Below are 26,876 nucleotides of genomic sequence, written 5' to 3'. Positions count from 1 at the left end.
ATCCGCTCCACGGCTACGGGGCCGGGTGCGGGCATGGGCGCTCCTGTCCGCTTTCACTCGGTTGGCGGTGGCGCGGCGGGGCGGGTCGGCGCTCCCCCGGCCTCCGGTCGGTGGTTCCCCCGGTGGATCCGGTGCAGGTGTGCGACGCGGGTGAGGAAGGGCGTACCCGGTGAGCCTTCCCGCGGGCGGCGGCCGGGCAGTCCGGCGGAAGGTTAACTACTGGTGCGTAGTCACGGACCCGCCGTGACCCGGCGGACACACTGCCGCCCCCTCGCGGGAGGCTGCGGCACTGCGCTGACACGGTCGGCGTTCGCCTCCTCAACTCGGTGTGATCACAGCGGAGTTGCGGTGTGCGGATGTCCGGTGCCGCGCCGGGGTCCCATTGGCGCCACACGCAGCCTCCCCCCAGGAGGGAGTCCGTACAAGAGTGCATGAGGGGGTGGAATCGGCCATATCGGTGGACGCGGGGGGCGGGAGGGGTGCCGACTGCGGAGAGTCGGCGAACTGCGCTTTCGGGCACGACGCCGACGACCTGATCCGGCTGCTCGGCGACGGCGGCCATCTGGTCGGGCCTGCCTACGGCGGGGTGAGTGCGCTGGTCGCCGCCGTACGGCGGCCCGATCGGGTGCGCTCCCTCGCCCTCGTCCAGCCGGGCGCGCTACGGCCCGCGGCCCGCGCACCCGGTGGTCGCGGCCGCCCTGGAGCGGGCCCGTGCCGCCGTCGCGCCCCTGCCCGAGGACGTCGCGTCGGAGGGCTTTCTGCGGACCTGCACCGAGGCGCTGGGCCTGGCCGCGCCGGAGCCGACCCCGCAGCGGCTGCGGGCCGCCGCCGCGTCGATGGCCGAGCGCCCCTGCTGGGACGCCGACATCCCGATGGCGCCACTGGCGGCGGCCCCGTGGCCGAAACTGCTGATCTCGGGGGACCGGGCGGGCGCGCCCGCGCTCTACAAGGAGTACGCGGGCGAACCGCTGGTCGCCTGCGCGGAGTTCCTCGCCGCGGCGATCGGCGCCGACCCTCTCCGTGACACGCGAAAGCGGTGCCCGGAGAAACTCTCTCCGGACACCGCCCGCTCCGGGGTGGTTCACCCCGGGACGTTCAGCACGTTCCCGCTCGGTGCGTCACTTGACGGCGACACCGGTCCAGGCGGCCTCGACACCCTTGACCTCGGGGCTGCCGGCCTTGTACAGGTCGGTGGCTGCCTTGATGGTCGCCTCGCGGGCGGCCTTGTAGTCGGTGTTCGAGGTCATGTACTCGGTCAGGGCCTTGAACCAGATCTTCTCGGCCTTGTCCCGGCCGATGCCCTCGACCTTGGAGTTGTCCGCCGTCGGGCTGTCGTACTTGACGCCACCGATCTCCTTCGGGCCGCTGCCCTCGGACAGCAGGTAGAAGAAGTGGTTGGCGACACCCGAGGAGTAGTGCGGGTCGAGACCACCGGTGCTGGAGTCCCAGAAGTCCTTCGACTGACCGTCCTTGGACGGCTTGTCCATGTAGCGCAGCGGCGTGCCGTCACCGTTGATGTCGATCTTCTCGCCGATGAGGTAGTCGCCCGGGTCCTTGTCGTTCTTGGCGTAGAACTCGACCGAGGTACCGAAGATGTCCGAGGTGCCCTCGTTCAGGCCGCCGGACTCACCGCTGTAGGTGAGGTTGGCGGTGGCGGAGGTGACACCGTGCGACATCTCGTGCGCCGCGACGTCGATGGCGGTGAGCGGGGCCTTGTTGCCCTCGCCGTCGCCGTACGTCATGCAGAAGCAGCTGTCGTCCCAGAAGGCGTTGACGTAGTTGTTGCCGTAGTGGACGCGCGAGGAGGCACCCTTGCCGTCGCCCTTGATGCCGCTGCGGCCGTGGACGGTCTTGTAGTAGTCCCAGGTCTCGGCGGCACCGTAGTGCGCGTCGACGGCCGCGGTCTGCGGGTTGTCGGGCTTGCCGGTGCCCCACTTGTCGTCCTCGTCCGTGAAGGCCTTGCCGTCACCGGACTCGCTGTTGCCCAGGTCGGTGGTCTTGTGACCGCCGCGCTCCTTGTCGGTCAGCGTGAAGCCGCTGCCCTCCTTGGTGGTGCCCAGGTCGACGCTGCCGCTGAACTCGCTCTCGCCCTTGCCGGTACGGATCTCGTCGTACTGGAACAGCTTCTTGCCGCTGTCGGCGTCGGTGATGATGTGCATCCGGCTGGGGGTGCCGTCCTTCTTGACGCCCTTGACGATGGTGTCGTAGGCGAGGACGGGCGTGCCGGAGGCGGCCCAGACGACCTTCTTGGGCGCCTGCGCGTCGGCCTTCTTCGCGCTGAGCGACTTCGCGGCGGTGCCCTGCGCCGACTGCGCGGCGGCGGTCGGGGCTATCTTCGCCGTGGTGGAGGCCACCTTGACCGACTTGCCGGTCGACTTGGTGGTGCTCTTGATCGCGCCGCCCTTGGCGGTGTGCACGACCAGGTCGCCGCCGAGGACCGGAAGTCCGGCGTAGGTGCGGTCGTAGCGGGTGTGCGTGGTGCCGTCGGCGTCCTTGATGACGTCCTTGACGACCAGCTTCTCCTGCGCGCCCAGACCGAGTTCCTTGGCGGTCTGCGCCTTGGTGGTGCTCGCGTCGCGCAGCAGTTCCGCGCGGTGCGAGGCGCTCAGCTTGAGGGGAGAACCGTCCGCGGTGGGGGCCTGGACGGAGGAGGCGCCGGCGGTACCTGCGGTGATGCCGGCGGCCAGGAGGGCCGCCGCCGCGATTGCGGTACCGGCGACACGGGTCTTACGGGACATGTGGGGGGTCACGCGTGCTCCTTCAACTTTGCCAAGTGGTGGGGGTGCAAAGCGATGCGGGTGTGACGTGCGTTCGGGAAGACTGCCATTCGAACGCGTGCATGTCAGGAGGGTGTTCGGAGTTTGGCTGAAAATTGTCCGTAGAGAGGTGATCGCTGTTCGTATAACGGAGCTGGGCGCCACCCCCGGAGATCCGGGAGTGACGCCCAACGGGTTTGCCCAGCAGGTCAGTTGTCAAGTGCGGTGATCCGCCGACCCGCCTATGTCACACGAGGGTGACGGCTACGTGCCGAGGGCCGATCAGAACGTCAGCTTCCAGCCGTTGATGTAGCCGGAGTCCTGAGAGTAGACGTCCTGAACCCGCAGCTTCCAAGTCCCGCTCGCCTTCTCCGAGGAGGCGTTGACGGTGTAGGTCGTCTTCACGTTGGCCGCCGAGTCGAACGCGCTGGAGTTCTTCAGCCGGTAGGCCGTTCCGTCCGGGGCGATCAGGTCCACGACCAGGTCACCGCGGTAGGTGTGCACGATGTCCACCGCGACCTTGAGGGTGCTCGGCGCATCGCCGGTGCGGCCCACATTGATCGGTGAGGTGACCGCAGCGCCCGCGTCCGGAATCGCCACGTCGTCGGTGTTCTCGAAGACGCTGCCGCCGCCGGAGGTGCTGACCGTCCAGGTGAAGGCGGCCGTACCCGTCTTCTTCGCGGCGTCGGTGACCGTGACCGTCACATTGCTGGTGGCGGCCGTGGTCGGCGTACCGGAGATCAGACCGGATGTCGCGTTGAGCGACAGCCCGGCGGGCAGGCCGGTCGCCGCGTACGAGAGTGCGCCCGCGGTGCCGCTGGTCGCCTTGATCTGCAGGCTGGCCGGCTGGCCCACGGTGCTGCTCTGGTTGCCCGGGTTGGTGACGGTGACCCCGCCGCCGTCCGGGACGCGGGCGCCGACGTTGACCGCCGCCCAGGTGTTGGCGACCGTGTTGTACGACGCGCTGCCCTGGCCGAACAGGTCCGCCGCGGCCTGCAGGGTCGCGGTACGGGCGCCGGCGTAGTTGGTGTTGGCGCTCATGTACTGGCTGAGTGCCTTGAACCAGACCTTCTCGGCGTTGGCCCGGCCGATGCCCGGGACGGGCAGACCGTCGGAGGTCGGGCTGTCGTAGTGGACGCCGCCGATGTCCTTCGGGCCGCTGCCCTCGGACAGCAGGTAGAAGAAGTGGTTGGCGACACCGGACGAGTAGTGCACGTCCTTGTTGCCGACGTTGCTCGACCAGTAGTCGGCCGACGCACCGTCCTTGGACGGCTTGTCCATGTAGCGCAGCGGGGTGCCGTCGCCATTGATGTCGATCTTCTCGCCGATGAGGTAGTCACCGGGGTCGGCGGCGTTGTTGGCGTAGAACTCGACGGAGGTGCCGAAGATGTCCGAGGTCGCCTCGTTGAGGCCGCCGGACTCACCGCTGTAGGTGAGGTTGGCGGTGGCCGCGGTGACACCGTGCGACATCTCGTGGCCGGCCACGTCGATGGCGGTCAGCGGGTCGGCGTTGCCGCTGCCGTCGCCGTACGTCATGCAGAAGCAGCCGTCGTCCCAGAAGGCGTTGACGTAGCTGTTGCCGTAGTGCACGCGGGAGTAGGCGCCCACGCCGTCACCGCGGATGCCGCTGCGGCCGTGCACGTTCTTGTAGTAGTCCCAGGTCTCCTGCGCGCCGTAGGCCGCGTCGACGCCGGCCGTCTGCGCGTTCTGCGTCGTGCCGTCGCCCCAGGTGTCGTCCGCGTCGGTGAACAGCGTGCCGGTCCCGGACGACCCGTGCTTGAGGTCGTAGGTCTTGTGGTTGCCGCGAGTGGCGTCGGTCATCGAGAAGTTCGGGGCCGAGCCCGAGGTCCCGATGGTGACCTTGCCGCTGTACTCGCTGTTGCCGACGCCCTTCTCGATCCCCTGGTACTCGAAGATCTTGGCGCCGGTCGTGGCATCCGTGATGACGTGCAGCTGGTTGGGGGTGCCGTCGTCCTGCAGCCCGCCGACCACCGTCTCGTACGCCAGCAGCGGCTTGCCGTCGGCGACCCAGACCACCTTGCGCGGTGCCTTCGCGGCCTCGGTCTTCTTCGACCCGAGCGCCTGCGCCGACTTGACGGCCTTCGCCTCGGCCGCGGCCGGCTTCACCTTCGCGGTGGTGCCGGCGACCTTGAGCTGGGAGCGTACGGCCTTGGTGACGCCCTTGAGGGTGCCGCCCTTGCTCTCGTGCACCACGAGGTCGCCGCCGAGGACGGGCAGCCCGTCGTAGGTGCGCTCGTAGCGGGTGTGGACGGTGCCGTCGACGTCCTTCGAGACGTCCTTGACGACGAGCTTCTCCTTCGCGCCGAGCTTCAGCTGCCGCGCGGTCTCGGCGGTGGTGGCGCCGGCTGCCCGTATCAGCTCCGCACGCTGGGACGGGGACAGCTTGGCGGGCAGTGCGCCGGGATCGGGGGTGGCATGTGTGGTGCCCGGCCGCGGGGCGGCCGCCGTGCCGGTACCGGCCTGAACGCCGACTGCCAGCATCGCCGTGACGGCGACGAGTGCGCCGGTCGCAACGGCGCGTCCATGGGGGGTGCGTCTCACACTGACTCCTTCTGCGGTGGCCGCTGTGGAGCGGTGCGGCCGAGGGGGACCGGGCGGCGAAGCGGCCGTCCGGGCAGAGCGAGGCAGAACTCTGGAGCGTGTGGGGGGAGACGTACGGAGGTGCTGGACGTACGGGTGGTACGGGTGGAGCAGGTGGAACCTGCGACCGCGGGATGGGGTGCTGTGGGGATCCGTGCGGCGGTTGCGGGGAAGAGTCCCACCGCAAGTGGCTTGTTGTCAGGCACCGTTCAATGAATTGGCCGGAAACCGTCCGTTGCGCGAAATCGGTGTCCGGAAGGCGGACGGCCCGTGATCGGCCGCGCGATCCCGTCCCGCCCTTTCAAACCTCCGAAAACCGCGGGAACAGCAGCTCATAGCCGTCCGGATCCCGTCCCAGGAAGATCCGCCTCCACGGCCCCTCGGCGGGCTCCGGAGACATACCGGCGCCCGCACCGCCCGCTCCGCCCGGAGCGCATGCCACCGCGAGCCGCCGTCCGCGGTGGCGTCGGGCCGGTCAGCCGGACACCCCCTGGCCGTGCCAGGAGTGCCACAGGGCGGCATACGCGCCGTTCGCCGCCACCAGCTCGTCGTGCGTGCCGAGTTCGGACAGTCGGCCGGCCTCCATGACGGCCACCCGGTCCGCGTCGTGAGCGGTGTGCAGACGGTGCGCGATGGCGATGACCGTACGGCCCTTCAGGACGGCGGCCAGGGCGCGCTCCGTGTGCCGCGCCGTACGGGGGTCGAGCAGCGCCGTCGCCTCGTCCAGGATCAGGGTGTGCGGATCCGCCAGCACCACACGGGCCAGGGCCAGTTGCTGGGACTGCGCGCCGTCGGGGCGGTGGCCGCCGGCGCCCAGTTCGGTGTCCAGGCCGGCCGGCAGTTCCTCGGCCCAGTCGGCGCCGACGGCGGCCAGCGCGGCGCGCAGCGTGACGTCGTCCGCGTCGGGCGCGGCGATCTGCAGATTGTCCCGGACGGTGCCGAGGAAGACGTGGTGCTCCTGTGTCACGAGGACGACCTGCCGGCGCAGCGTCTCCGGATCCAGCGCGGCGATGGGCACCCGGCCGACCGTCACCGAGCCGCTGCGGGGTGCGTCGATACCGGCCAGCAGCCGCCCCAGGGTGGACTTGCCGGCTCCCGAGGGGCCGACCACGGCGAGGCGTTCGCCGGGGCGGACGGTCAGGTCCACGCCGTGCAGGACGTCGCGAGGTGCGGCGGTGCGCGGGCCGTCGTCCCCGGTGTCGTAGGCGTAGTGGACGGCGGTGACGTCGATGCGGTCGTCGGCAGGTGTGGCGGGTGCCGCGAGGGATGGTTCCGGGGAAGGGCGGGGCAGGAGGGCGGCGCCGGTGGTCCGGGGCGCCGCGCCCAGGCCCTCGACACGGGCGAACGCGGCGCCGCTGCTCTGCAGTTGCTCGATCCAGAGCATGATCGTCTCCAGCGGCCCGGACAGCTGCCGCAGATACAGCGCCGCGGAAACCACCACGCCCAGGCTGATCCCGCCCTGCCCCTGCAGCGCCCCGCCGACCAGCAGAACGCCGACCACCGGGAGGACGTACGAGGCATCCACGGCGGGCAGCAGCACGCTGCGCAGGAAGAGCGTACGGGTACGGGTACGGCGGCACCGCTCGATGGCCTGCTCGCTCGCAGCCGTCCGGCGCTCCTCGAGCCCCAGGGCCTCGACGGTCCGGGCGCCCGCCGCGGTGGCCGCCAGCAGCTCGGCGAGCGCCGAGGTCGCCGCACCCTCCGCCAGATACGCGGTGTGTGCCCGGCGCAGATACCACCGGACCGCGGCCAGGCCGCACAGCATCCCCAGCCCGCAGGCGCCGAGCAGCGGATCGAGCACCACCACCGCAGCCAGCAGGAACAGGGCCTGCGACACGGCGATGAACACCTCCGGCGCGGCGTCCCGCAGCGTCTGCGCGACCGAGGTGACGTCCGACGTGCCACGGGCCGTCAGATCGCCGGTACCCGCCCGCTCCACCGTCGCGGCGGGCAGCGCCAGCGCCCGGTCGACGAACTCCTCGCGGATCCGCGCCACGGTCCGCTCCCCGAAGCGGTGCCCGACGAACCGGGCGTACCGCGCCAGCAGCAGCTGTGCCGCCGCGCACACCAGGAGGACCAGCGCCAGCCGGTCCACCGTGTGCACCCCGTCGCCGTCCCGCACCGCGTCCACGAGCCGGCCGAGCAGCCAGGGGCCGGCCAGTCCGGCGCCGGCGGCCAGTGCGTTCAGCGCGAGCATCAGGGCGAAGGCCCGGCCGTCCCGCCGGATCAGCCGGAGCGCCGCCCGCCGGGTGGTGGCCCGATCGGCCACCGGCAGCGCCGCGCCGTCCGGCAGCCCGTCGTCGTCGGTCCGTCCGGGCCGGGTGGTGGTCGCCGTCATCGCACGTCCTCCTTTGCCACGGACACCTCGGGAGTCCTCACGGTGTGGGTGCCGTCGCCTTCCCCGTCCCCGTTCCTGTCCCCGTCCCCACCCTTGTCCCCGTCCCCGTCCCTGTCATCGCGCTCGCTCTCGCCCCCGTCGTCCTCGTCCTCGCCCCGGGAGACCAGGCGGCGGTATCCGGGCTGCCCGTCGAGGAGTTCACGATGACTGCCGACGGCCGCGACCGTGCCGTCGACGAGGAAGTACACCCGGTCGGCCCGGTCGAGCAGCAGGGGCGAGGTGCTGGTGACCACCGTGGTACGGCCCGCACGGGCGGTGTGCAGCCGGGTCGCGATACCCGCCTCGGTGTGCGCGTCGACCGCCGAGGTCGGTTCGACGGCGAGCAGCACCTCGGGGTCGGCCAGCAGCGCCCGCACCAGGCGCAGCCGCTGCCGCTGCCCGCCGGAGAGATTGCGGCCCTGCGCCTCGACCGGTGCGTCGAGCCCGTCCGGCAGACCGTGGACGATGTCGTCGGCCATGGCCGTACGGACGGCGCGGTCGATCGCCTCCTCGGCCCGGTCCCGTCGCCCGCCGACCACCTCGCGCAGCGTCCCGGCGAACAGATCCGCTTCGTTGTCCGCCACCAGGATCCGGTCGCGGAGCTGCCGTGGCGCCATCTCGTCGAGACGTACCGTGCCCCAGGTCGCGGCCGAACCCGCGAACCGGCCGAGGCGGTCGACCACCGCCTGCGACTCGGCCGGGCGGGCGGCGGTCACCGCGGTCAACAGTCCGGGAACCACCTCGACGCCCGACGCCGGATCACACAGCGCGGATGCGACGGCGGGAGCGTCCTGCGCCGCGCCGGTGTCCCCCGTGCGGTCCGCGGGGTCGTTGCGGTCCGCGGGGTATGTGCGGTCCGGCTCCAGCGCCAGGAACCGTACGACGCGACGGGCGGCCACCAGCCCCCGGGTGAGGTCATAGCCGCCCTCGACGAAGAACGACACCGGCACCACCAGCGCCGCCGCATAGCCGTAGACCGCCACCAACTCGCCCACGGTGAGGGTGCCTTGGGCCGCCATCCGCGCCGCCGGCCAGGTCACCGCGGCCAGGAACAGCGTCGGCAGGCCGATCCCGAGCGCCTGCACCCAGCTCGTCACCGCACCGACGCGGTACCCCTCGCCGCGCAGCGCCTGCGACGCGCGCCGGTAGCGGCCGGCGAACACCTCTTTCCCGCCCAGGCCGTTGAGCACCCGCAGTCCGCCGACCAGGTCCGTCAGCCGCGCCGCCAGCCCGCTCTGCCGCTCGCGATACCGCGTCTCCGCGCCCTGCAGCCGCCCCAGCAGCGGTCCGACCAGCACCGCGAGCAGCGGCACACCCAGCAGCACCACCACGGCCAGCAGCGGCGAGACGGCCAGCAGCAGTACGGCGACGACCGCATACGCCAGCACCCCGCCGACGCCGGGCCCGGTCATCGTCAGCGTCCGGCTGATCACCGCCACATCGCCGATCCCGATCGTGACGACCTCCCCGGCCGTCACCTTGTGGGGCAGCGCCGCCCCCAGCCGCAGCGTCTGCGCCACAACGGCGCGCACCGTACGGAAGGTGGCGTCCATCCGGATGCGGGTCATCGTGCGATGCCGCATGACCGCCAGCCAGGCGTTCAGCACCCCGACCCCGAGCAGCACCGCCACCCAGCCGAGCAGCACCGGCATCCGGCCCGGGACCAGCCCGCCGTCGATGGCCCGTGACAGCACATACGGCGGCAGCATCAGCCCCACCATCCACAGGCTCCCGTACGAGGCGCCCGCCGCCACCCGCCCCCGTTGGCCGGCCACCAGCCACCACAGATACCGACCGGCAGTGCGATGGCCGGGAATCCCCTGGCCGCTCGTGGTGTCCGTCATGTGCCGTCCCCCCCTCAGATGGTCTTCGCCATCATGCCGTCCGCTGCCTCATGAGTGCGTTCGCCCCTTTGCCCGGACCTGCCGTCCTGTAGTGCGGCCGCGCATTCGTGAGCACCGCGTCCTGCGGAAACGTCTCGGTGAACTCCGGTTCCGCTAACCGGGATTCACCGGCCATGGACAGCCCCCGGCGGCCAGACGGCCATGGCCGCTCCGGGCGTACGGCCTTTGCCTCCGAGACACCGGGCGCGGTCTGCTCGGTCAGGGCAGGAGTAGCTGCGCCTGACGTTGCCGTCAACGGCCCTTTGCTGCCGGGATCCCCACCAGAGATCCGCCGGCCCAGCGGTCAGAGAGGCATCAGGGGTCTACAGTCCCGGGTGACCGGTGAGCTCGGCAAAGGGGGCGTGGCGTGATCGGGTTAGCCAGTGTGATCAGGGATCTGCGGGCGGTGGAGTCCGGTGCGGACGCGGCGGTGGGCACCACCTCGACCCAGCGCATCAAGTCGGCGTTGCAGCCGCCCCTGACCGGGTCGAGCAACCCGCTGTTCGCTTCCGGGCCCGCCGATGCGCACGAGCGATGAGCGCCGCAGCCGGCGGGGTGTTCGAGCCGGACCGGGAGAGGCGGCCGAGCGACTCGCCCGCGATGTGTACGGGCAATGGCATCGCGAGGGGCAGTGGCGGCGCGTTGGGGACCCGTTCCCGCTCGCCGTGCGCTTCGGGTGCACCGGCCGGGATGTGTTCGATCACTGGGCCAATATCCGCCAACTCCCGCCCGGGACACACTCGGCGCCCCTCCCGCTGGACGGTCAGCTCGACCGGATCGTAGAGGTATATGAGTCCATTCCGTCCCGTCGGCTGGTGGTGCTGGGTGAGGGCGGGTCCGGCAAGACGATCCTGACCCTGTGCTTCGTCCTCGACCGGCTGAGGGCCAGTGCCGCCGGCGACCGGGTACCGGTGATTTTCGGTCTGGGTTCCTGGGATCCGGCCACCATCTCACTCGATGACTGGCTGTGCAGCCAACTGGTGCGCGACTACCCCTTCCTGGCAGCTCCCGCCGGGAACGGAGGAAATCTGGCCGCTCTGCTGCTCGGTGAGGACAAGATCCTTCCTGTTCTCGACGGCTTCGACGAGATCGCCGGCGGCCTGCACGGTGCGGCGCTGCGAGCGCTCAACCGCACCACCACGCCGCTGCTGCTCACCAGCCGCCCCACGGAGTACAGCCGCGCCGTGGAGAACACCTGCGTGCTGACGGAAGCCGCCGTCATTGAGCTGGAGTACCTCAGCGTGGACGACTACGCCGACTACCTGCACCGGGGCAGCCGACCGGTCAGAGACGGCGGCGAGGACAGTAGCGGGTGGGAACCGGTCCTGGCCCGGCTGCGCGAGGAGCCGCGCAGTCCGGGCGCGGAGAACGTCGCCAAGGTGCTCGCCACCCCACTGATGGTCGGCCTGGCCCGCACTCTCTTCAGCGACGCTCCCGGGCACGCCCCCGCAGATCTTCTGGACACCGGGCAGTTCGCCTCCCCCGAAGCCCTGCAGGACCATCTCCTGGCAGCCTTCCTCCCCGCCGTCTACGACCCCACACCGACCGGCCGCGGCACCGGCCATCGCCGTCAGTGGCACCCCGAACGTGCCCAGCGCTGGCTCGGCTACCTCGCCGCGCACCTGCAGGAGCTCGGCACCCGCGACCTGGCCTGGTGGGAACTGGGCACCACCATGCGCCGTTCTTCGCGCATGCTCGTGGTCGGGTTCCTGGCCGCACTGGCCTTCGGGGTCACGACCGGGATCGGGAACCTGCCCGTGGACCTGGTCGCGACCGAGCAGGGGCTCGGGTTCGCGCTCGGTCGAGGGCTCCTGGTCGGGCTCCTGCACGGGCTCGTCGTCGGGCTGGTCTTCGGGCTCGTGTGCGGGTTCGCGTCCGGGGGCGCGCCATGTGAACCGTCGCGCGTACACATACATACCTTCGGCGCGACCAGGCAGAGGCGTGCCAAGGTCGTCCCCATGCTCCTGCGGGGGCTGGGGGTCGGGCTCCCGGCTGCGCTCGTGCTGGTGCTCGTGGACAGGTTCGTGGTCGCTCCGCTGGGGTTCGACGACGGACTGGACGGCGGGCTCATGGGCGCGCTCCTGTTCCCGCTCGAGGTCGGGCTCGGGGCCGGGCTCGCGTTCGGCATCATGGCCTGGCTGGAAGCTCCCATGGACACCAGCTCTGCGGTCAGCGCCGCGGACCTGTTGAGCACCAACCGCAAAAACGTGGTCTTCCAGATGCTCGTGTGGATGCTGGTTATCGGGTTCCCGGCCGGGCTCGCCCTCGGGCTCATGTCCGGGCCCCTTCGCGGACTCTTGGCCGGGCTCGTTTTCGGGATCGGCGGTGGGCTCGGGTGCGGGCTCAGTTTGACCGCTTGGGGACGGTGGGTGGCCCTCTCGCGAATGTGGTTGCCACTGACCGGACGGTTGCCCTGGGCGCTGATCACTTTCCTCGATGACGCCTGCCGGCGGGGTGTTCTGCGCCAGTCCGGCGCGGTCTACCAATTCCGCCACGCTCAACTTCAAGACCACTTTTCAGCTCAATACCAAGTGCGTCAAAATGAGGAAGAGGTGACGAAAAGCAGGATGGCCATCCTTAAAAGGACGCCCCCCTGGGTAATCCTGTCCGCTGTAGTTGCACTACTCCTGCTCCTCTCCTGGGCAGGCACTCGCGACATACTTGCAAAACTCCAAAATTACGGCAGTCTAGGGCCCTCTGACGCGCCTATCGTCGTCACCACAATCGTCTCTCTGGCTACGGCTATCGGCGCCTTGGTAGGGGGGACACTTACGGGACTCTCGAAATACGTGCAGGCTCGTGGGCAGGCTGATGCGGAGCGGACCCGGGCAAATGCGGACATGATCCGTGCGGAAGCCGATATGGTGCGAGCCAGAAAAGGCTCGCCTACGCTGGAAACTCCTCCGGCTGGAGATGCTCTGCCACTCCAGCCCGATCCCTCAGAGTGAAGAGATCGCGGCGGGCTTCATATGAGCCGGCCGTGATCGAAAGGGGAGAGCACCACTGCAGCCGGCCTCGACGATCGCGCCGGTTTGCGGGGGCCGCCGGTGTTGTGGCGCAGCGCATTTCGGACCGGACGACGAGGGGTGGGGGGCTGTCTGTTCGGAGTCATTGCGCCCTCAGGGCCGGAATTGCGCATTCAGTGCGCAGCAGGTGCGGCCCGCCGCGCCGTAGGCGGCCCGACCGGCGGTTCCGACCAAGGCGATCAAGCGATGAGGCCGTATTCGTCCAGCCCGCACGCCTCGTCCTGACCGCACCCGTCCTCGTTCCAGCGGACCGCAGAGAGATCGCTGCGATGGGCGGGTTGGCCGCGGGCTCAATCGACAAGATCAGAAGGAGAAGGCCTGTGGTGTCCGTGGGGCCGGTGTCAGAGGTAGGTCCTAGCCTCGTCCTCGAAGGACTGACGCCAGCACCCGGAAGGCGGGTTCACTCCGGCGGTATCCCTGCTCGTCGAGTGCGATACCGAGGCCGAGCTCGATCGCCTCTACGGCGCCCTTGCCGAACAGGGCACGGAGCTCATGCCGCTGGGTTCGTACGGCTTCAGCGCCAAGTTCGGCTGGGTGAACGACCGCTTCGGCGTCTCCTGGCAACTGAACCTGCCCGAGTGACGGTGGAGCGACGCGGAATCCAGAGCAATGGCTCATGTCCCGTCCGGGCGGGACGGGGTCGGTGATATGAGCGGTGGGCGGGACGCCCTGCGGAGGACCGTAGTTACTGAGAGCAGTCAGTGACCACGGAACCGGTGAAATTGCTCATCCATTGCCCAATTGATGGGTCTGTTGTCCATCGGAACGCGGAACCTACACCGTCCGCCCCTACCCCACACTGTCCCGCCAGGCCTGATGCAGCTCGGCGAACCGGCCCCGGCCGGCGATGAGTTGCTTGGGCGGGCCGTCCTCGACGATCCGGCCGTCGGCCATGACCAGGACCCGGTCGGCGATCTCGACGGTCGAGAGGCGATGCGCGATCACCAGGGCCGTACGGCCCTGCAGCACCGTGGTCATGGCGCGCTGCACCGCGCGTTCGCCGGGGATGTCCAGCGAACTGGTGGCCTCGTCGAGGATGAGGACGGCGGGGTCGGCGAGCAGGGCGCGGGCGAAGCCGACCAGTTGGCGCTGACCGGCGGAGATACGGCCGCCGCGCTTGCGGACGTCGGTGTCGTAGCCGTCCGGCAGCGCGGTGATGAAGTCATGGGCGCCGATGGCCTTCGCGGCGCGCTCGATCTCCTCGCGGGTGGCGTCCGGGCGGCCCAGGGCGATGTTGTCGGCGACGGTGCCGGAGAACAGGAACGCCTCCTGGGTGACCATGACGACGCCGCGGCGCAGCGTGGTGGTGGACAACGCCCGCAGATCGACGCCGTCGAGCAGCACCCGGCCCTCGGTGGGGTCGTAGAAGCGGGCCAGCAGCTTGGCGAGGGTGGACTTGCCGGCGCCGGTCGAGCCCACCACGGCGACTGTCGTGCCCGCCGCGAGGGTCAGATCGAAGCGGGGCAGCACCTCGCCGCCCGTGCGGTAGGCGAAGCGGACGTCGCGGAAGGTGACCTCGCGGCCCGGCCGGGCGGCCGCGACGGCCGGCAGCGTGGCGGGTACATCCGGCTCCGGGACACCGGGGCGCCGGGCGAGCAGTCCGGCGATCTTCTGGAGCGAAGCGGCCGCGGACTCATAGGAGTTGAGGAACATTCCGAGCCGGTCGATGGGGTCGTACAGCCGCCGCAGATAGAGCACCCCGGCGGCCAGCACGCCGAGCGCCAGGCCTCCCGTGGCCACGCGGTAGGCGCCCCACAGGACGATCGCGGCGACCGCGGTATTGGCCACCAGCCGGGAGAGGACGACATAGCGCGCCATCTCCAGGAAGGTGTCGCCGTTGATCCGGGCGTGGTCGTGGTTCAGCCGTGAGAACGCGGCGTCGTTCTGCCGCTCGCGGCGGAACGCCTGCACCGGGCGGATGCCGTTGAGGGTCTCGGTGAACTTCACGATGACGCCCGCCATCGCCGTGGACTTCGCGCTGTAGATCCGGTGCGAACGGTGCCGGAAGGAGCGTACGAGGAGGGCGAGCGGCCCGGCGGAGGCGAGGGCGGCCGCGCCGAAGCCCCAGTCCAGAAAGACCAGGGTGGCGGTGATGTAGACCGTCGAGAGAACGATCGTGATCAGCTCCTGGAACCCCTCCTCCAGGAGTTCGCGCAGCGACTCCACGTCCGTGGTGGCGCGGGAGATCAGCCGGCCGGACGTATAGCGCTCGTGGAAGTCCAGGCTCAGCGCCTGTGCATGTCGGAAGATCCGGCCGCGGAGGTCGAGCAGCACGTCCTGGCTGACCCGCGCGGAGAGCTGGATGAAGCCGAACTGCAGCCCGCCGGACGCCACCGCGCACACCACCGCCGCCACCGCCACGGCGATCAGCGGCCCGTGATCGCCCGCCCGCAGCGCCGGCACCGCGCGGTCGAGCGTGTAGGCGACCAGCAGCGGACCGGCCTGCACGGCGGCCTGCTGGAGCAGCAGCGAAAGGGCCACCGCCCAGACCCGGCGCCGGTGCGGCGCAAGCAGGGAGGCCAGCAGGGCGCGCGAGGCGCCCTTGGGGGTGGGGGGCGCATCATGAGCGAAGGCGTCGGTGGCGGGGGAGCCCTCGGCCTTCGGGGGGTGCGGTGGGGAAGGCGGCCGTTGCTGCGGGCCGGGGCGGTCCTCGGGGTCGTCGGACGGGAGGCCGGTTGCGGTGGTGGTCATCGGGCGCCCTCTCCCTCGCCGGACATCAGGGTGGCGTACTCGGGGTTGCCCCGGAGCAGTTGGTGGTGGGTGCCGACGGCGGCGATCCGGCCGCCGGACAGCAGCGCCACCCGGTCGGCGAGCAGGACCGTGGACGGCCGGTGGGCGACGACCAGGGCGGTGGTGGTCGCCAGGACCCGGCGCAGCGCCGCCTCCACCAGCGCCTCGGTGTGCACATCGAGGGCGGAGAGCGGGTCGTCGAGAATCAGGAAGCGCGGCCGGGCCACGACGGCACGGGCCAGGGCGAGCCGCTGTCGCTGCCCGCCGGACAGGCTCAGCCCCTGCTCCCCGACCTGGGTCGCGCTGCCCTCGGGGAGGGCGCCGACGAATCCCTCGGCCTGCGCCACCGCCAACGCCCGCCGGAGGTCGCTCTCTTGGGCGCTTTCACCGCCCATCAGCACATTCTCCGCGGCGGTCGCCGAGAAGAGCGTCGGCTCCTCGAAAGCCACCGCGACCAGCGCACGGGCCTCGTTCCGGCTGAGGGTCGCCAGATCGCGTCCGTCGAGGCTGATCCGGCCGGCGGTCGGGTCGTACAGCCGCGGCACCAGCGCCGTGAGCGTGGTCTTCCCGCTGCCCGTCGCCCCGACCAGCGCCATCGTCTCGCCGGGCCGGATGTGCAGGGTGATGTCCTTGAGGAGGGGCGGGGCGTCCGGCGGCGCATCGGGGTAGCGGAACTCGACGCCGGAGAAGGCCAGCCCGCCGGTCCCGGACGGCGCCGGTATCTCCCGGGCCGCGTCCTGTGTGGCGCGTTTCCGCGCGGCGGGCTCATGCCGGACGGGCTCATGCCGGACCGGCTCATGTTGGGCGGGCTCATGTCGGGCGGGCTCATGCCGGACCGGTTCACGTCGGGCCGGTGCGTCCGGCGCCGGTGTGTGCCGGGACGGCACATCGGCGGCTCGTGCGTCCGTCGCCGGTTCGTCGGCGACCACCCGTGCGTCCGTCCCCGATTCGTCCACCGCCGGCTCGTCCATGACCTCGAAGTACCGGTCGGTGGCCGCCGCGGCCTCGTTGCTCATGGCCAGCAGGAAGCCCATCGACTCCACCGGCCAGCGCAGCGCCAGCGCGGCCGACAGGAAGGCGACGAGGGTGCCCGCGGACAGCACGCCGTCGGCCACCTGGAGCGTGCCGAGCACCAGAGCGCCGCCGATCGCGATCTCCGGCAGCGTGGTGTTGAAGCCCAGGATCCAGGCCAGCAGCCGTGCCTTGCGGAGTTCGGACGTACGCAGCGCATGCGTCAGCTGCCGGAAGGCCCGCGCCTGGCTGCGATGGCGACCGAAGCCCTTGATGATGCGGATACCGAGCACCGACTCCTCGACCACCGTCGTCAGATCGCCGAGCTGGTCCTGGGTCCGGCGCGCGGCGCGCCCGTACTTCGCCTCGAAGACCGAGCACAGCACCATCAGCGGCAGCACCGGCGCCAACAGCACCAGCCCCAGCGACCACCGCTGGACCAGCAGGAGCACCGCGCCCACCAGGATGGTCGTGGCGTTGACCAGCAGAAAGGTCAGGGGGAAGGCGAGAAACAGGCGCAGCAGCTGAAGGTCGGTCGTGCCGCGCGACAACAACTGGCCGGATGACCAGCGATCGTGGAAGGCGACCGGGAGCCGCTGCAGATGGTGGTACAGCGCCTCGCGCATCGCCGCCTCCACCCCGGCCAGCGGACGCGCCACCAGCCGCCGCCGCAGCCCGAACAGCAAGGCCTCCGCGACCCCGAGCAGCAGGAGACAGGCGCCACCGAGCCACACCCCGCCGGGGTCGCGCTCGGCCACCGGCCCGTCCACCAGCCACTTGAGCACCAGCGGAATGACCAGGCTGATGCACGAGGCGAGTACGGCCACGAACGCGGCGGTGAACAAGCGCGCCCGCACGGGCCGGGCGAACGGCCACAGGCGCAACAGCGAGCGCACTGCGGAGTGCTGAGGTAAGGCGGTCCGGTCGGTCGGGGGCGAGGTGTGCGCGGTATCGGCCATCACTCGCGAGCGTAAGGCGCGTCACTGACAACGCTCATGTGGTTTTCCCGGCCGGCCGGCCCGCTGTTCCGAGCCGCACGCCGATGGCCCGCCGGGCCCGCCGTCCTGCGGCCGACGGGCCCGTGCCGCCGCCCGGCCGCCCCGCCGGCCGAGGTGCGCCCGCCGCCGTCCCGCCGCCTCCCTCAGCCCGGCACGGCCCGGAACAGCAGCACCGACCGCCCGGCCAGCGTGAGCGAACCGCCCGCCGCGTACGGAGGTTCCGCCGCCCCCGGCTGGTCCTCCCGCGCCGTGTCGACGAGGAGTTCGTAGGCGCGGGCCCAGGGCGGTCCGGGGAGGGTGAACGGGCGGGGCCGGTCGGCGGCGTGGAGCACGGCCAGGAAGCTGTCGTCGACGATGTGGATGCCCCGGGCGTCGCGTTGGGAGATGTCGTTCCCGGAGAGGTACATGCCCAGCGTGGCTCCCGGGGTGTACCAGTCCTGTTCGGTCATCTCCGTACCGTCCGCGGTGAACCAGGCGAGATCGCGCAGACCGCCCTGCTGATGCGGCCGCCCGGAGAAGAACGCCCGGCGGCGGAGCACGGGGTGCGCGCGGCGCAGGGCGATGAGGCGGGCGGCGAGGTCGGCCAGCGGGCGCCACTGCGGGTCCTCCAGCAGTGACCAGTCGAGCCAACTGGTCGCGTTGTCCTGGCAGTAGGCGTTGTTGTTGCCGTGCTGGGTGCGGCCCATCTCGTCGCCGGCGACCAGCATCGGCACGCCCGTCGACAGCAGCAGGGTGGTCAGCAGATTGCGCAGCTGGCGGCGGCGCAGCGCGGCCACCTCCTGGTCGTCGGTCTCGCCCTCGGCACCGCAGTTCCAGGACCGGTTGTCGTGGGTGCCGTCGCGGTTGCCCTCCCCGTTGTCCGCATTGCGTTTGCGCTCGTAGCTGACCAGGTCGCGGAGGGTGAAACCGTCGTGCGCGGTGATGAAATTGACCGAGGCGTAGGGGCGGCGCCCGCCCCAGGCGTAGAGGTCGCTCGATCCGGAGAGCCGGTAGCCCAGGTCGCGTACATCGTGCTGGGCGCCGCGCCAGAAGTCGCGGACGGTGTCGCGGTAGCGGTCGTTCCACTCCGTCCACAACGGCGGGAAGGCGCCCACCTGATAGCCGCCGGAGCCCACGTCCCAGGGCTCGGCGATCAGCTTGACCCGGCGCAGCACCGGGTCCTGGGCGATCACCGCGAGGAACGGGGAGAGCATGTCGACGTCGTGCATGGAACGGGCCAGCGCGGCCGCCAGATCGAAGCGGAAGCCGTCCACGCCCATCTCGGTGACCCAGTAGCGCAGTGAATCGGTGATCAGCCGCAGCACATGGGGCTGGACGACATGCAGGGTGTTGCCGCAGCCGGTGTAGTCGGCGTAGCGGCGGGCCTCGCCCGCCAGGCGGTAGTAGCCGCGGTTGTCGATGCCCCGCAGGGAGAGCGTCGGGCCCAGCTCGCCGGCCTCCGCGGTGTGGTTGTAGACGACGTCGAGGATCACCTCGATGCCGGCGTCGTGCAGCGCCCGCACCATCCGCTTGAACTCGCCGACCTGCTGCCCCCGGGTACCCGTGGCGGCATATCCGGCATGTGGCGCGAAGTAGCCGATGGAGTTGTAGCCCCAGTAGTTGCGCAGCCCCCGGCGCACCAGGTGGTCCTCGTGCGCGAACTGGTGGACGGGCAGCAGCTCGACGGCGGTGACGCCGAGCCGGACGAGGTGTTCCAGCGCGGCGGGGTGCGCGAGCCCCGCATAGGTGCCGCGCAGCCGCTCCGGGATACCGGGATGACGCATCGTGAAGCCGCGCACATGCAGTTCGTAGAGAACGGAATCCGGCCAGGGCGTCTTGGGCCGGCGGTCGTCCTGCCATTCGTCGACGCCGCCCTCGTCCCCGGTGTCCTCGCCGACCACGACGCCCTTGGGGACGTACGGCGCCGAGTCCCGGTCGTCGCGCACGGTGTCGGCGGCCTGCTGCTGCGGCCAGTCACGGACATGACCGTAGAGCTGGGCCGGCAGCGCGAGCCCCGCGCCGGACGGCTCCGTACGGGTGCCGAAGTCGCCGTCCACCGCCCTGGCATACGGGTCGAGCAGCAGCTTCGCCGGATTCCAGCGGGCGCCGGTCCAGGGGTCCCAGCGGCCGTGCACCCGGTAGCCGTAGCGCTGGCCGGGGTGGACACCGGGCAGAAAGCCGTGCCAGATCTCATGGGTGAGCTCGGTCAGCGCATGGCGCGTCTCGCGCTCCGCGTCGTCGAAGAGACAGAGTTCCACGGCCTCGGCGCCGCCCGCCCACAGGGCGAAGTTGGTGCCGGCGATGCCGTCGGGTCCGGTGCGGTATCGGGCCCCCAGTGGTGTGGGGCTGCCGGGGCGGATGTCCGCGGGTGGGGCGAGTGGTTCATCCGCCACCGCCTCCTGCTCGGGTGCGCTCGACACGTGCCGGCCTCCTGCGGCTCATGGCTCGGTCGGGCGGCGTCCCCGGCATGGGGGTACCTCCCAGCGTCAGCTGGAGGGAGTCCCGGCCGTGCAGGTGTCCCCGCCCTCCCTGTTGTTCTTCCCGCAACCAGGCGTTGCCTCACGCTTCCCGCGGTGAGGGCTCATTGTTCTGCCCCGCAGTGTCCGTGACATTCCGTTACGCGGCATACCTCCCCATGCAGGCATCATCCGTCACAATTAGGTATATGACCGCCCATCAGCAGGACCGAGCAGGGTACCGAGCGAAGAGCCGTGGGGGAGTCCGGGTGCGGGGCCGGGTGCGGGGCTGGGTGCCGGACCGGGCGCGGGGCCGGGCGGGCCGTGGGGCGGCGGTGCGGGTGGCCCGCCGTACCCGTGTCGTCCTCGCTGCCGTGGCCGGGCTGGCCGGGGCGGTGGCGCTGGCCGGCTGCGGGGAGGCGGAGGTGTTCGACGCCGGTAAACCGCACTCCCCGGAAGAGACGATCAGGGTCGTCCCGCACAACGGCGCGCACGGCGTACGGGCCGACGGGCGGTTCGAGGTCCGGGTGCCCGAAGGGCGGCTGGAGCGGGTCGAGGTCAGCCGGACCGGGGACGCCGGCCGCCGTCCCGTCGCCGGGCGGCTCTCCCCGGACGGCATGACCTGGCGGCCGGTGCCCGCGCGCCTCCAACTCGGCGCGAAATACACCGTCGACGCGGTGGCGCTGGACGGCGCGGGCCATCGCTCGGCCCGCCACACCACCTTCACCACCTCCGTGCCCACCCGCCGCTTCACCGGCCACTTCTCGCCGCAGGGCGATGCCACGGTCGGCACCGGCCTGATCTTCTCGCTGGCCTTCAACCGGCCGATCGCCGACCGCGCGGCCGTCGAACGCGCCGTCAAGGTCAGCGCCCGCCCCGCCGTCGAGATCGCCGCCCACTGGTTCGGCCACCGCCGGCTGGACTTCCGGCCCCGTGAGCGCTGGCGGCCGGGCACCGAGATCACCGTGGATCTGCGGCTGCGCGGGGTGAAGGCCGGACCGGGCGCCTACGGGACGCAGCGCAGGACCGTCCACTACCGGGTGGGCCGGGACCAGGTCAGCACCATCGATGCCGCCCGGCACACCATGACGGTGCGCCAGGCCGGCCGGGTGGTGGCGGTGCTGCCGGTCACCGCGGGCGACGACGAGAACCCCACCTACAACGGCAGGATGGTGATCCTGGAGCGGCATTCGGTGACGCGGATGGACGGCGACACCGTCGGCTTCGGCCGCGAGTACGACATCCCCGACGTGCCGCACGCCATGCGTCTCACCAGATCGGGGACCTTCCTGCACGGCAACTACTGGGCGCCGCCCGAGGTCTTCGGCGGCCTCAACACCAGCCATGGCTGCGTCGGGCTGAAGGACATCAAGGGCGGCGGCCCCCACACCCCGGCCGGCTGGTTCTTCGACCGCTCGATCGTCGGCGACACCGTCGTGGTGGACCACTCCCCGGAGCGCACGGTCGCGCCGGACAACGGTCTCGGCGGCTGGAACATGCCGTGGGAGCTGTGGCGGGCCGGGTCCGCGCTGGGCTGACCGGGAGCCGGCCCGGCGGCCGTCCGCCCCTGCCTCCGCACCACCCCCGCACTTGGGACTAAACGGTGACGTTCACGGGGAGTTCACTGTCACCGCGGTGTGGTTATCTAACGGCAAGCGCGCGGCTGTCCGTGTTTCCGCGCGCGGGGGACCGCGGGCCGTGCGAGGGGAAAAGGGGCCAGTCGTGAACGTCCAGCCGAATTCGGGGGTGCCGGCTCGCCGGCGTCGGTGGCCGCACAAGGGCGGGGGCCCGCTCGCCCTGCTGCTCGGTGCGATGCTGCTGCTGGTGACCGCGTGCGGCGGTGACGGCGACGGCGACAAACCGGCCGGCAAGGCCGACGGGGACAAGGACGCCTCGCGGGCGGCCGTGACGATAGCGCCCAAGGACGGCGCGCACGACGTCGCCACCAGCGGCGCGCTGAAGGTCACCGCCCAGAAGGGCAAGCTCAAGTCCGTCAAGGTCAAGGACGGCAAGGGCAACGAGGTCGACGGGAAGACAGCGGGCAGCGGCGCCCTGTGGCAGCCGAGCGGCCACCTGGGCGCCTCGACGGAGTACACCGTCGACGCGATAGCGGTGGACGGCCAGGGCCGGGAGGCCGCCGAGCACTCCAGCTTCACCACACTCGTCCCCAAGAACACCTTCATCGGCCAGTACAGCCCCGAGAACGGCCAGCAGGTCGGCGCCGGGATGCCGGTCTCGATCCACTTCACCCGCGGCATCACCGACCCCAAGGCCGTCGAGGACGCCATCAAGGTCAGCGCGAAGCCGTCGGTCCCGGTCGAGAGCCACTGGTTCGGCAACGACCGGCTCGACTTCCGCCCCGAGAAGTACTGGGCGGCCGGCACCAAGGTCACCCTCAAGCTCGACCTCAACGGTGTCGAGGGCCGGCCCGGTGTCTACGGCACCCAGGCCAAGGAGGTCTCGTTCACCGTCGGCCGCAGCCAGGTCAGCACGGTCGACGCAGACTCGAAGAAGATGACCGTGGTCCGCGACGGCAAGAAGATCAAGACCATCCCGATCACCTCGGGCGCGCCGGGCACCGAGACGTACAACGGCAAGATGGTGATCAGCGAGAAGCATCTCGTGACGCGGATGAACGGCGACACCGTCGGCTTCGGCGGGGAGTACGACATCAAGGACGTCCCGCATGCGATGCGGCTGAGCAACTCCGGCACGTTCATCCACGGCAACTACTGGTCCGGCCGTCCGACGTTCGGCACCCGCAACGCCAGCCACGGCTGTGTGGGCCTCTTCGACCAGCGCGGTGGCGGCGACAGCTCCACACCGGCGGCGTGGTTCTTCCGCAACTCCGTCGTGGGCGATGTGGTCATCGTCAAGAACTCGCACGACGAAACGATCCAGCCGGACAACGGTTTCAGCGACTGGAACCTCTCCTGGGAGAAGTGGAAGGCCGCCCAGTAGAGCGGCCGGAAGGCGAACGGGCCCGGTGCACTGTGACGGAGTGCACCGGGCCCGATGTCGTTAACGCGTACTAACCTTCCCGCATGACTGTGAATCTCGAGGTCGCCGACGGCGTCGGCACCATCCGCCTGGACCGTCCGCCGATGAACGCACTGGACATCGCCACCCAGGACCGGCTGCGCGAGCTGGCCGAGGAGGTCACCCGCCGCGACGAGGTGCGTGCCGTCGTCATCTGGGGCGGCGAGAAGGTGTTCGCGGCCGGCGCGGACATCAAGGAGATGCAGGCCATGGACCACCCGGCCATGGTGGTGCGCTCCAAGGCCCTGCAGGACTCCTTCACCGCCGTGGCCCGCATCCCCAAGCCGGTGGTCGCCGCGGTCACCGGCTACGCGCTGGGCGGGGGCTGCGAGTTGGCGCTCTGTGCCGACTTCCGGATCGCGGCCGACAACGCCAAGCTCGGCCAGCCGGAGATCCTGCTGGGCCTCATCCCGGGGGCCGGCGGCACCCAGCGGCTGGCGCGGCTGGTGGGCCCGTCCAAGGCCAAGGACCTGATCTTCACCGGCCGTCAGGTGAAGGCCGACGAGGCGCTCGCCCTCGGCCTGGTCGACCGGGTGGTGCCGGCCGCCGAGGTCTACGAGCAGGCGCACGCCTGGGCGGCACGGCTGGCGGCCGGTCCCGCGCTGGCGCTGCGGGCCGCCAAGGAGTCCGTCGACGCGGGTCTGGAGACCGACATCGACACCGGCCTGACGATTGAACGCAACTGGTTCGCGGGGCTGTTCGCGACCGAGGACCGGGAGACCGGCATGCGCAGCTTCGTCGAGGAAGGGCCGGGCAAGGCCAAGTTCCGCTGAAACAGCTGGTGTTGGCGGGGAAACTGAGGTTTGACCCGGGTGCAATGCCTCGTGTGGGCGAACGAGGGAAGGCTTAATTGCGCCTTAAGGCAACCTTGTCGACCCGCCCGGCAGCCTCCCCGGTAGGCCCGGCGTCGTCGCAGGTCAGCCAGGATGTACCGGAGCCTTAACTGCCGTTGGCATATGTCTCACCGGGGGCCTGGAACCGACGATTCCGGACAATCGATTCCGTCGGTTCCGCCCCCGTGGGCGCCACGCAGCCGCCATGATGGGAGACATGGCGGGCCTCGAAGGAATGGAGCAGCCGCGGCCGCGGAGCGATCCGGCCGCCGCACGATGGGGCATCCCCGGTCCGGAAGCAGACACCGCACCGGCACCCCGCGCACCGGTCTCCGCGGCACTCGATCTGGTCGGCGATCCGACCCTCGGCGAGGTCCGGCTGCCCTCGCGTCCCCAGTCCGCCGGCATCGCCCGCCGGCTGACCGCCTCCGTACTCCTCAAGCAGTGGTCCCTGACGCCCCAGCTCGCCGAGCACGCCGTGCTGCTGGTCTCCGAGCTCGTCGGCAACGCCGTACGGCACACCGGCGCCCGCACGTTCGGGCTGCGGATGCTCCGCCGTCGTGGCTGGATCCGTATCGAGGTGCGCGACCCGTCCCGCGGCCTGCCCTGTCTGATGCCGGTCCAGGAGATGGACACCAGCGGCCGCGGCCTCTTCCTCGTCGACAAGCTCTCCGACCGCTGGGGCGTGGATCTGCTGCCCCGCGGCAAGACGACCTGGTTCGAGATGCGGATCGCCGACCGCTGAGGACCGGTTTCCCGCCCCGGCCCGGCCCGGTGTGCCCCGACGTCCCTGAGGCCCGGTCGGTGCTCCGCTCGCGCGGTGACGATCCGTAGGATGGGTTGTTCATGCTCGCGCAGGTACGGAGAGGAGGGGACATGCACCACGTGCGCCGGTCGGCCACGCTGACGCTGCTGCTCCTCCTCGCCGTCACCTTCGGGCCGCTGCTGTGCCGCATCGGCGGCGATCAGGCCTGGTCGGCAGGCCGGGCGGCGACGGTCGCGGCGGCATGGCGGGCCGACGGTGCTTCGGCGGCCACCCCGGATGCCGCGAGCCCGGCGGACGGGGACGCACCGGCCCGGCCGGCCGCCGCCGGCAGCGGCCCGCGGCTCGACCGCGACGCCCCGATCGCCGTTGCCCACGCGCCCAAGAGGTGCTCGGACCGGCACGCCCCGGGGCCCGCCGAGTCCGCCCCGCTGCCCTCACCGCACCGCGGTGAGCCCCTCGCCCCCGCCACCACCGGCCCGGGGCCGCTCGCCGCTGACCTCCCGGCGCAGTTCGCGCTCGCCCGGCCGCCGACCGACAGCGCGCCCGCCCACGACCGCACCGCGCTCCTGCCCGTACTGCGGATATAGGCCGCTGCCCCGACGCACACGGCCTGAAATTCCCCTTTGTACGTCTGGAGCTTCCGCATGCCCAAATCCGCCTCTCCCACCCGCAAACTGGCCGCGATCGGCGCGGTCATCGCCCTCGTCGTGGCTGTCATCGCCATCGGGGTCGCCGTCGGCACGTCCGTCGAGGGCGATCGCGGCACCGGCCGCACCGGCGCCCCCGAAGCCGCCGCCTCCGTCGAGCCCGAGGAGGACCCCGCACAGCAGAAGATGTTCGACGACCTCGCCCAGCGGACCAGCCGGCGCCAGGACGGCGACCCGCTGGCCGTCGGCAGGAAGAACGCCCCGGTGGTCCTGGTCGAATACGCCGACTACCAGTGCTCGTTCTGCGGCCGCTTCACCCGCGAGACCCAGCCCGCACTGATCAAGAAGTTCGTCGACGCGGGCACCCTGCGCCTCGAATTCCGCAACTTCACCGTCTTCGGCGCCGACTCCGAGCGGGCCGCCCGCGCCTCCTGGGCCGCCGGACAACAGGGCAAGTTCTGGCAGCTCCACGACGCGCTGTACGCCAAGACCCGCAAGGGCCGGGCGCTTGCCGAGGACAAGCTCGTCGAGCTGGCCCGCACGAGCGGGGTGGCCGATATCGAGAAGTTCCGTGCGGACATGAAGAGCGCGGGCGCCGAGCGGGCGCTGAAGAAGGATCAGGACGAGGGTTTCCAGCTCGGGGTGCAGTCCACGCCGTCCTTCCTCATCAACGGCCGGCCGGTCGCCGGGGCCCAGCCCGCCGAGGTCTTCGCACAGGCCATCCAGGAAGCCGCGGCGCGGGCGGCCAAGAACGCGCCGGCGGCCAAGGGGGCCGGGGAATGAACGACATCGGCTACCTCGCGGCCTTCCTGGGCGGTGCGCTGGCGCTGCTCAGCCCGTGCAGCGCGCTGCTGCTGCCGGCGTTCTTCGCGTACTCCCTCTCGACGCCTGGCCGGCTGGTGGCCCGTACCGGGGTGTTCTATCTGGGGCTGGCCACGATGCTGGTGCCGCTCGGGGCTGCCAGTACGGCGGCAAGCCGGCTGTTCAACGGCCACCGCGATCTGCTGATCGCCGTCGGCGGCTGGGTCGTCATCGCGATGGGCCTCGCCCAGATCCTCGGTCTGGGCTTCGCCTCCCGGCGTGCCCAGGCCGCCGCCGCGAGGATCACCCCGCGGTCGGCCGTCTCCACCTTTCTGCTCGGCTGTGTCTACGGGCTGGCCGGCTTCTGCGCGGGCCCGATCCTCGGCGCGGTGCTGACGGTGACGGCGGTCAGCGGTTCACCGGCGTACGGCGCCTCGATGCTCGCCGTCTACGCGCTGGGCATGGCGCTGCCGCTGTTCGTGCTGGCGCTGCTGTGGGAGCGCTTCCGGCTCGGCACCCGGGGCTGGCTGCGGGGCCGGGAATTCGCCCTCGGAAGGCTGCGGCTGCACACCACCTCGGTGCTGTCCGGGGTGTTCTTCATCGGCATCGGCGTGCTTTTCCTGCGCTTCAACGGGACCAGTGCGCTGCCCGGAATTCTCGACGCCGACGCCGAATTCCGGGCCGAGGAATGGGCGACGCGGGTCGGGAACGCCGTACCCGACCCTGCACTGATCGCGGTGGCCGCGCTGATCGTCGCGGCGGTGCTCGGCCGTATCGCGCTGCGGCCGGAGAAGAAGCCGCGGGACGGGGCCGATCCGTCGTCGGGCGGGACAACAGGGCCGCGGGAAGGGGCCGATCAACGGCGGGGCGGGTCCGAATAGCGGCGGGGCGAAGGCACGTCGCCGTGGGGTGGCGCCGAGGAGCCGCGGGGCGGGAGTGAGTGGCCGCCGGGGGGGGCGGGGCCGGGCCGTCG

General features: G+C 71.3%; 16 protein-coding genes and 1 pseudogene. 10 read left to right on the top strand and 7 right to left on the bottom strand.

Features of this window, described 5'->3' with window-relative positions; all coding sequences use genetic code 11:
• Window positions 1–1,118: 1,118 nt before the first annotated feature.
• From ACGFWI_RS35650 to ACGFWI_RS35635, 4 genes are all read right to left on the bottom strand, one after another.
• Complete coding sequence (locus ACGFWI_RS35650; RefSeq protein ID WP_393910217.1) at window positions 1,119–2,750, bottom strand: M4 family metallopeptidase; 1,632 nt, start codon at window positions 2,748–2,750, stop codon at window positions 1,119–1,121.
• A 288-nt stretch (window positions 2,751–3,038) separates the two neighbouring features.
• Window positions 3,039–5,318: a M4 family metallopeptidase gene (locus ACGFWI_RS35645; RefSeq protein ID WP_393910216.1), complete on the bottom strand. Its 2,280-nt coding sequence runs from the start codon at window positions 5,316–5,318 to the stop codon at window positions 3,039–3,041.
• A gap of 514 nt (window positions 5,319–5,832) precedes the next feature.
• Window positions 5,833–7,695, bottom strand: a complete 1,863-nt coding sequence (locus tag ACGFWI_RS35640) for an ABC transporter ATP-binding protein (protein WP_393910215.1) — start codon at window positions 7,693–7,695, stop codon at window positions 5,833–5,835.
• Window positions 7,692–9,578 (bottom strand): ABC transporter transmembrane domain-containing protein, encoded by a 1,887-nt coding sequence (locus ACGFWI_RS35635; RefSeq protein WP_393910214.1) that lies wholly within the window; start codon window positions 9,576–9,578, stop codon window positions 7,692–7,694. The genes ACGFWI_RS35640 and ACGFWI_RS35635 overlap by 4 nt, the downstream gene beginning before the upstream one ends.
• Window positions 9,579–9,984: 406 nt before the next feature.
• Between ACGFWI_RS35635 and ACGFWI_RS35630 the strand changes: the two genes are divergently transcribed.
• The 3 genes and pseudogenes from ACGFWI_RS35630 to ACGFWI_RS35620 all read left to right on the top strand — a co-directional run.
• Entirely contained in the window at window positions 9,985–10,155 is a 171-nt protein-coding gene (locus tag ACGFWI_RS35630; protein ID WP_393910213.1) for a hypothetical protein, read from the top strand.
• Window positions 10,139–12,565 (top strand): NACHT domain-containing protein, encoded by a 2,427-nt coding sequence (locus ACGFWI_RS35625; protein WP_393910212.1) that lies wholly within the window; start codon window positions 10,139–10,141, stop codon window positions 12,563–12,565. The genes ACGFWI_RS35630 and ACGFWI_RS35625 overlap by 17 nt, the downstream gene beginning before the upstream one ends.
• Window positions 12,566–13,048: 483 nt before the next feature.
• Window positions 13,049–13,225, top strand: a pseudogene (locus tag ACGFWI_RS35620) (VOC family protein); the annotation flags it as partial.
• Window positions 13,226–13,432: 207 nt separating this feature from the next.
• Here the strand turns inward: ACGFWI_RS35620 and ACGFWI_RS35615 are convergent.
• From ACGFWI_RS35615 to glgX, 3 genes are all read right to left on the bottom strand, one after another.
• The gene (locus ACGFWI_RS35615) at window positions 13,433–15,334 is read right to left on the bottom strand and encodes an ABC transporter ATP-binding protein (protein WP_393910211.1); all 1,902 of its coding nucleotides are present in this window, start codon (window positions 15,332–15,334) and stop codon (window positions 13,433–13,435) included.
• Window positions 15,331–17,343 carry an ABC transporter transmembrane domain-containing protein gene (locus ACGFWI_RS35610; RefSeq protein ID WP_393910210.1) on the bottom strand — a complete coding sequence of 671 codons (2,013 nt, stop codon included), beginning with the start codon at window positions 17,341–17,343 and terminating at the stop codon, window positions 15,331–15,333. The genes ACGFWI_RS35615 and ACGFWI_RS35610 overlap by 4 nt, the downstream gene beginning before the upstream one ends.
• A gap of 182 nt (window positions 17,344–17,525) precedes the next feature.
• The gene (gene glgX / locus ACGFWI_RS35605; RefSeq protein WP_393910209.1) at window positions 17,526–19,781 is read right to left on the bottom strand and encodes a glycogen debranching protein GlgX; all 2,256 of its coding nucleotides are present in this window, start codon (window positions 19,779–19,781) and stop codon (window positions 17,526–17,528) included.
• Window positions 19,782–20,026: 245 nt separating this feature from the next.
• Here glgX and ACGFWI_RS35600 point away from each other — a divergent pair, with 245 nt between their 5' ends.
• The 7 genes from ACGFWI_RS35600 (at window position 20,027) to ACGFWI_RS35570 (ending at window position 26,784) form a co-directional block, all read left to right on the top strand.
• Window positions 20,027–21,355, top strand: a complete 1,329-nt coding sequence (locus ACGFWI_RS35600; protein WP_393910208.1) for an Ig-like domain-containing protein — start codon at window positions 20,027–20,029, stop codon at window positions 21,353–21,355.
• 184 nt (window positions 21,356–21,539) lie between these two features.
• Complete coding sequence (locus tag ACGFWI_RS35595; protein WP_393910207.1) at window positions 21,540–22,778, top strand: Ig-like domain-containing protein; 1,239 nt, start codon at window positions 21,540–21,542, stop codon at window positions 22,776–22,778.
• A gap of 83 nt (window positions 22,779–22,861) precedes the next feature.
• Entirely contained in the window at window positions 22,862–23,629 is a 768-nt protein-coding gene (locus ACGFWI_RS35590; RefSeq protein ID WP_393910206.1) for an enoyl-CoA hydratase/isomerase family protein, read from the top strand.
• Window positions 23,630–23,906: 277 nt separating this feature from the next.
• Window positions 23,907–24,434 (top strand): ATP-binding protein, encoded by a 528-nt coding sequence (locus ACGFWI_RS35585; RefSeq protein ID WP_393910205.1) that lies wholly within the window; start codon window positions 23,907–23,909, stop codon window positions 24,432–24,434.
• Window positions 24,435–24,565: 131 nt separating this feature from the next.
• Window positions 24,566–25,042, top strand: a complete 477-nt coding sequence (locus tag ACGFWI_RS35580) for a hypothetical protein (RefSeq protein WP_393910204.1) — start codon at window positions 24,566–24,568, stop codon at window positions 25,040–25,042.
• Window positions 25,043–25,099: 57 nt separating this feature from the next.
• Window positions 25,100–25,885 (top strand): DsbA family protein, encoded by a 786-nt coding sequence (locus ACGFWI_RS35575; protein WP_393910203.1) that lies wholly within the window; start codon window positions 25,100–25,102, stop codon window positions 25,883–25,885.
• Window positions 25,882–26,784, top strand: coding sequence for a cytochrome c biogenesis CcdA family protein (locus ACGFWI_RS35570; protein WP_393910202.1), 903 nt, complete (start codon window positions 25,882–25,884; stop codon window positions 26,782–26,784). Before ACGFWI_RS35575 ends, ACGFWI_RS35570 begins: the two co-directional genes overlap by 4 nt.
• Window positions 26,785–26,876: the final 92 nt, after the last annotated feature.

It is taken from the genome of Streptomyces sp. NPDC048434, from assembly GCF_043200375.1.
In the GTDB taxonomy this organism is placed as follows: Bacteria; Actinomycetota; Actinomycetes; order Streptomycetales; family Streptomycetaceae; genus Streptomyces.
Note: the sequence above shows the minus strand (reverse complement) of the source record. Positions and strands in the feature narration are given on the sequence as shown.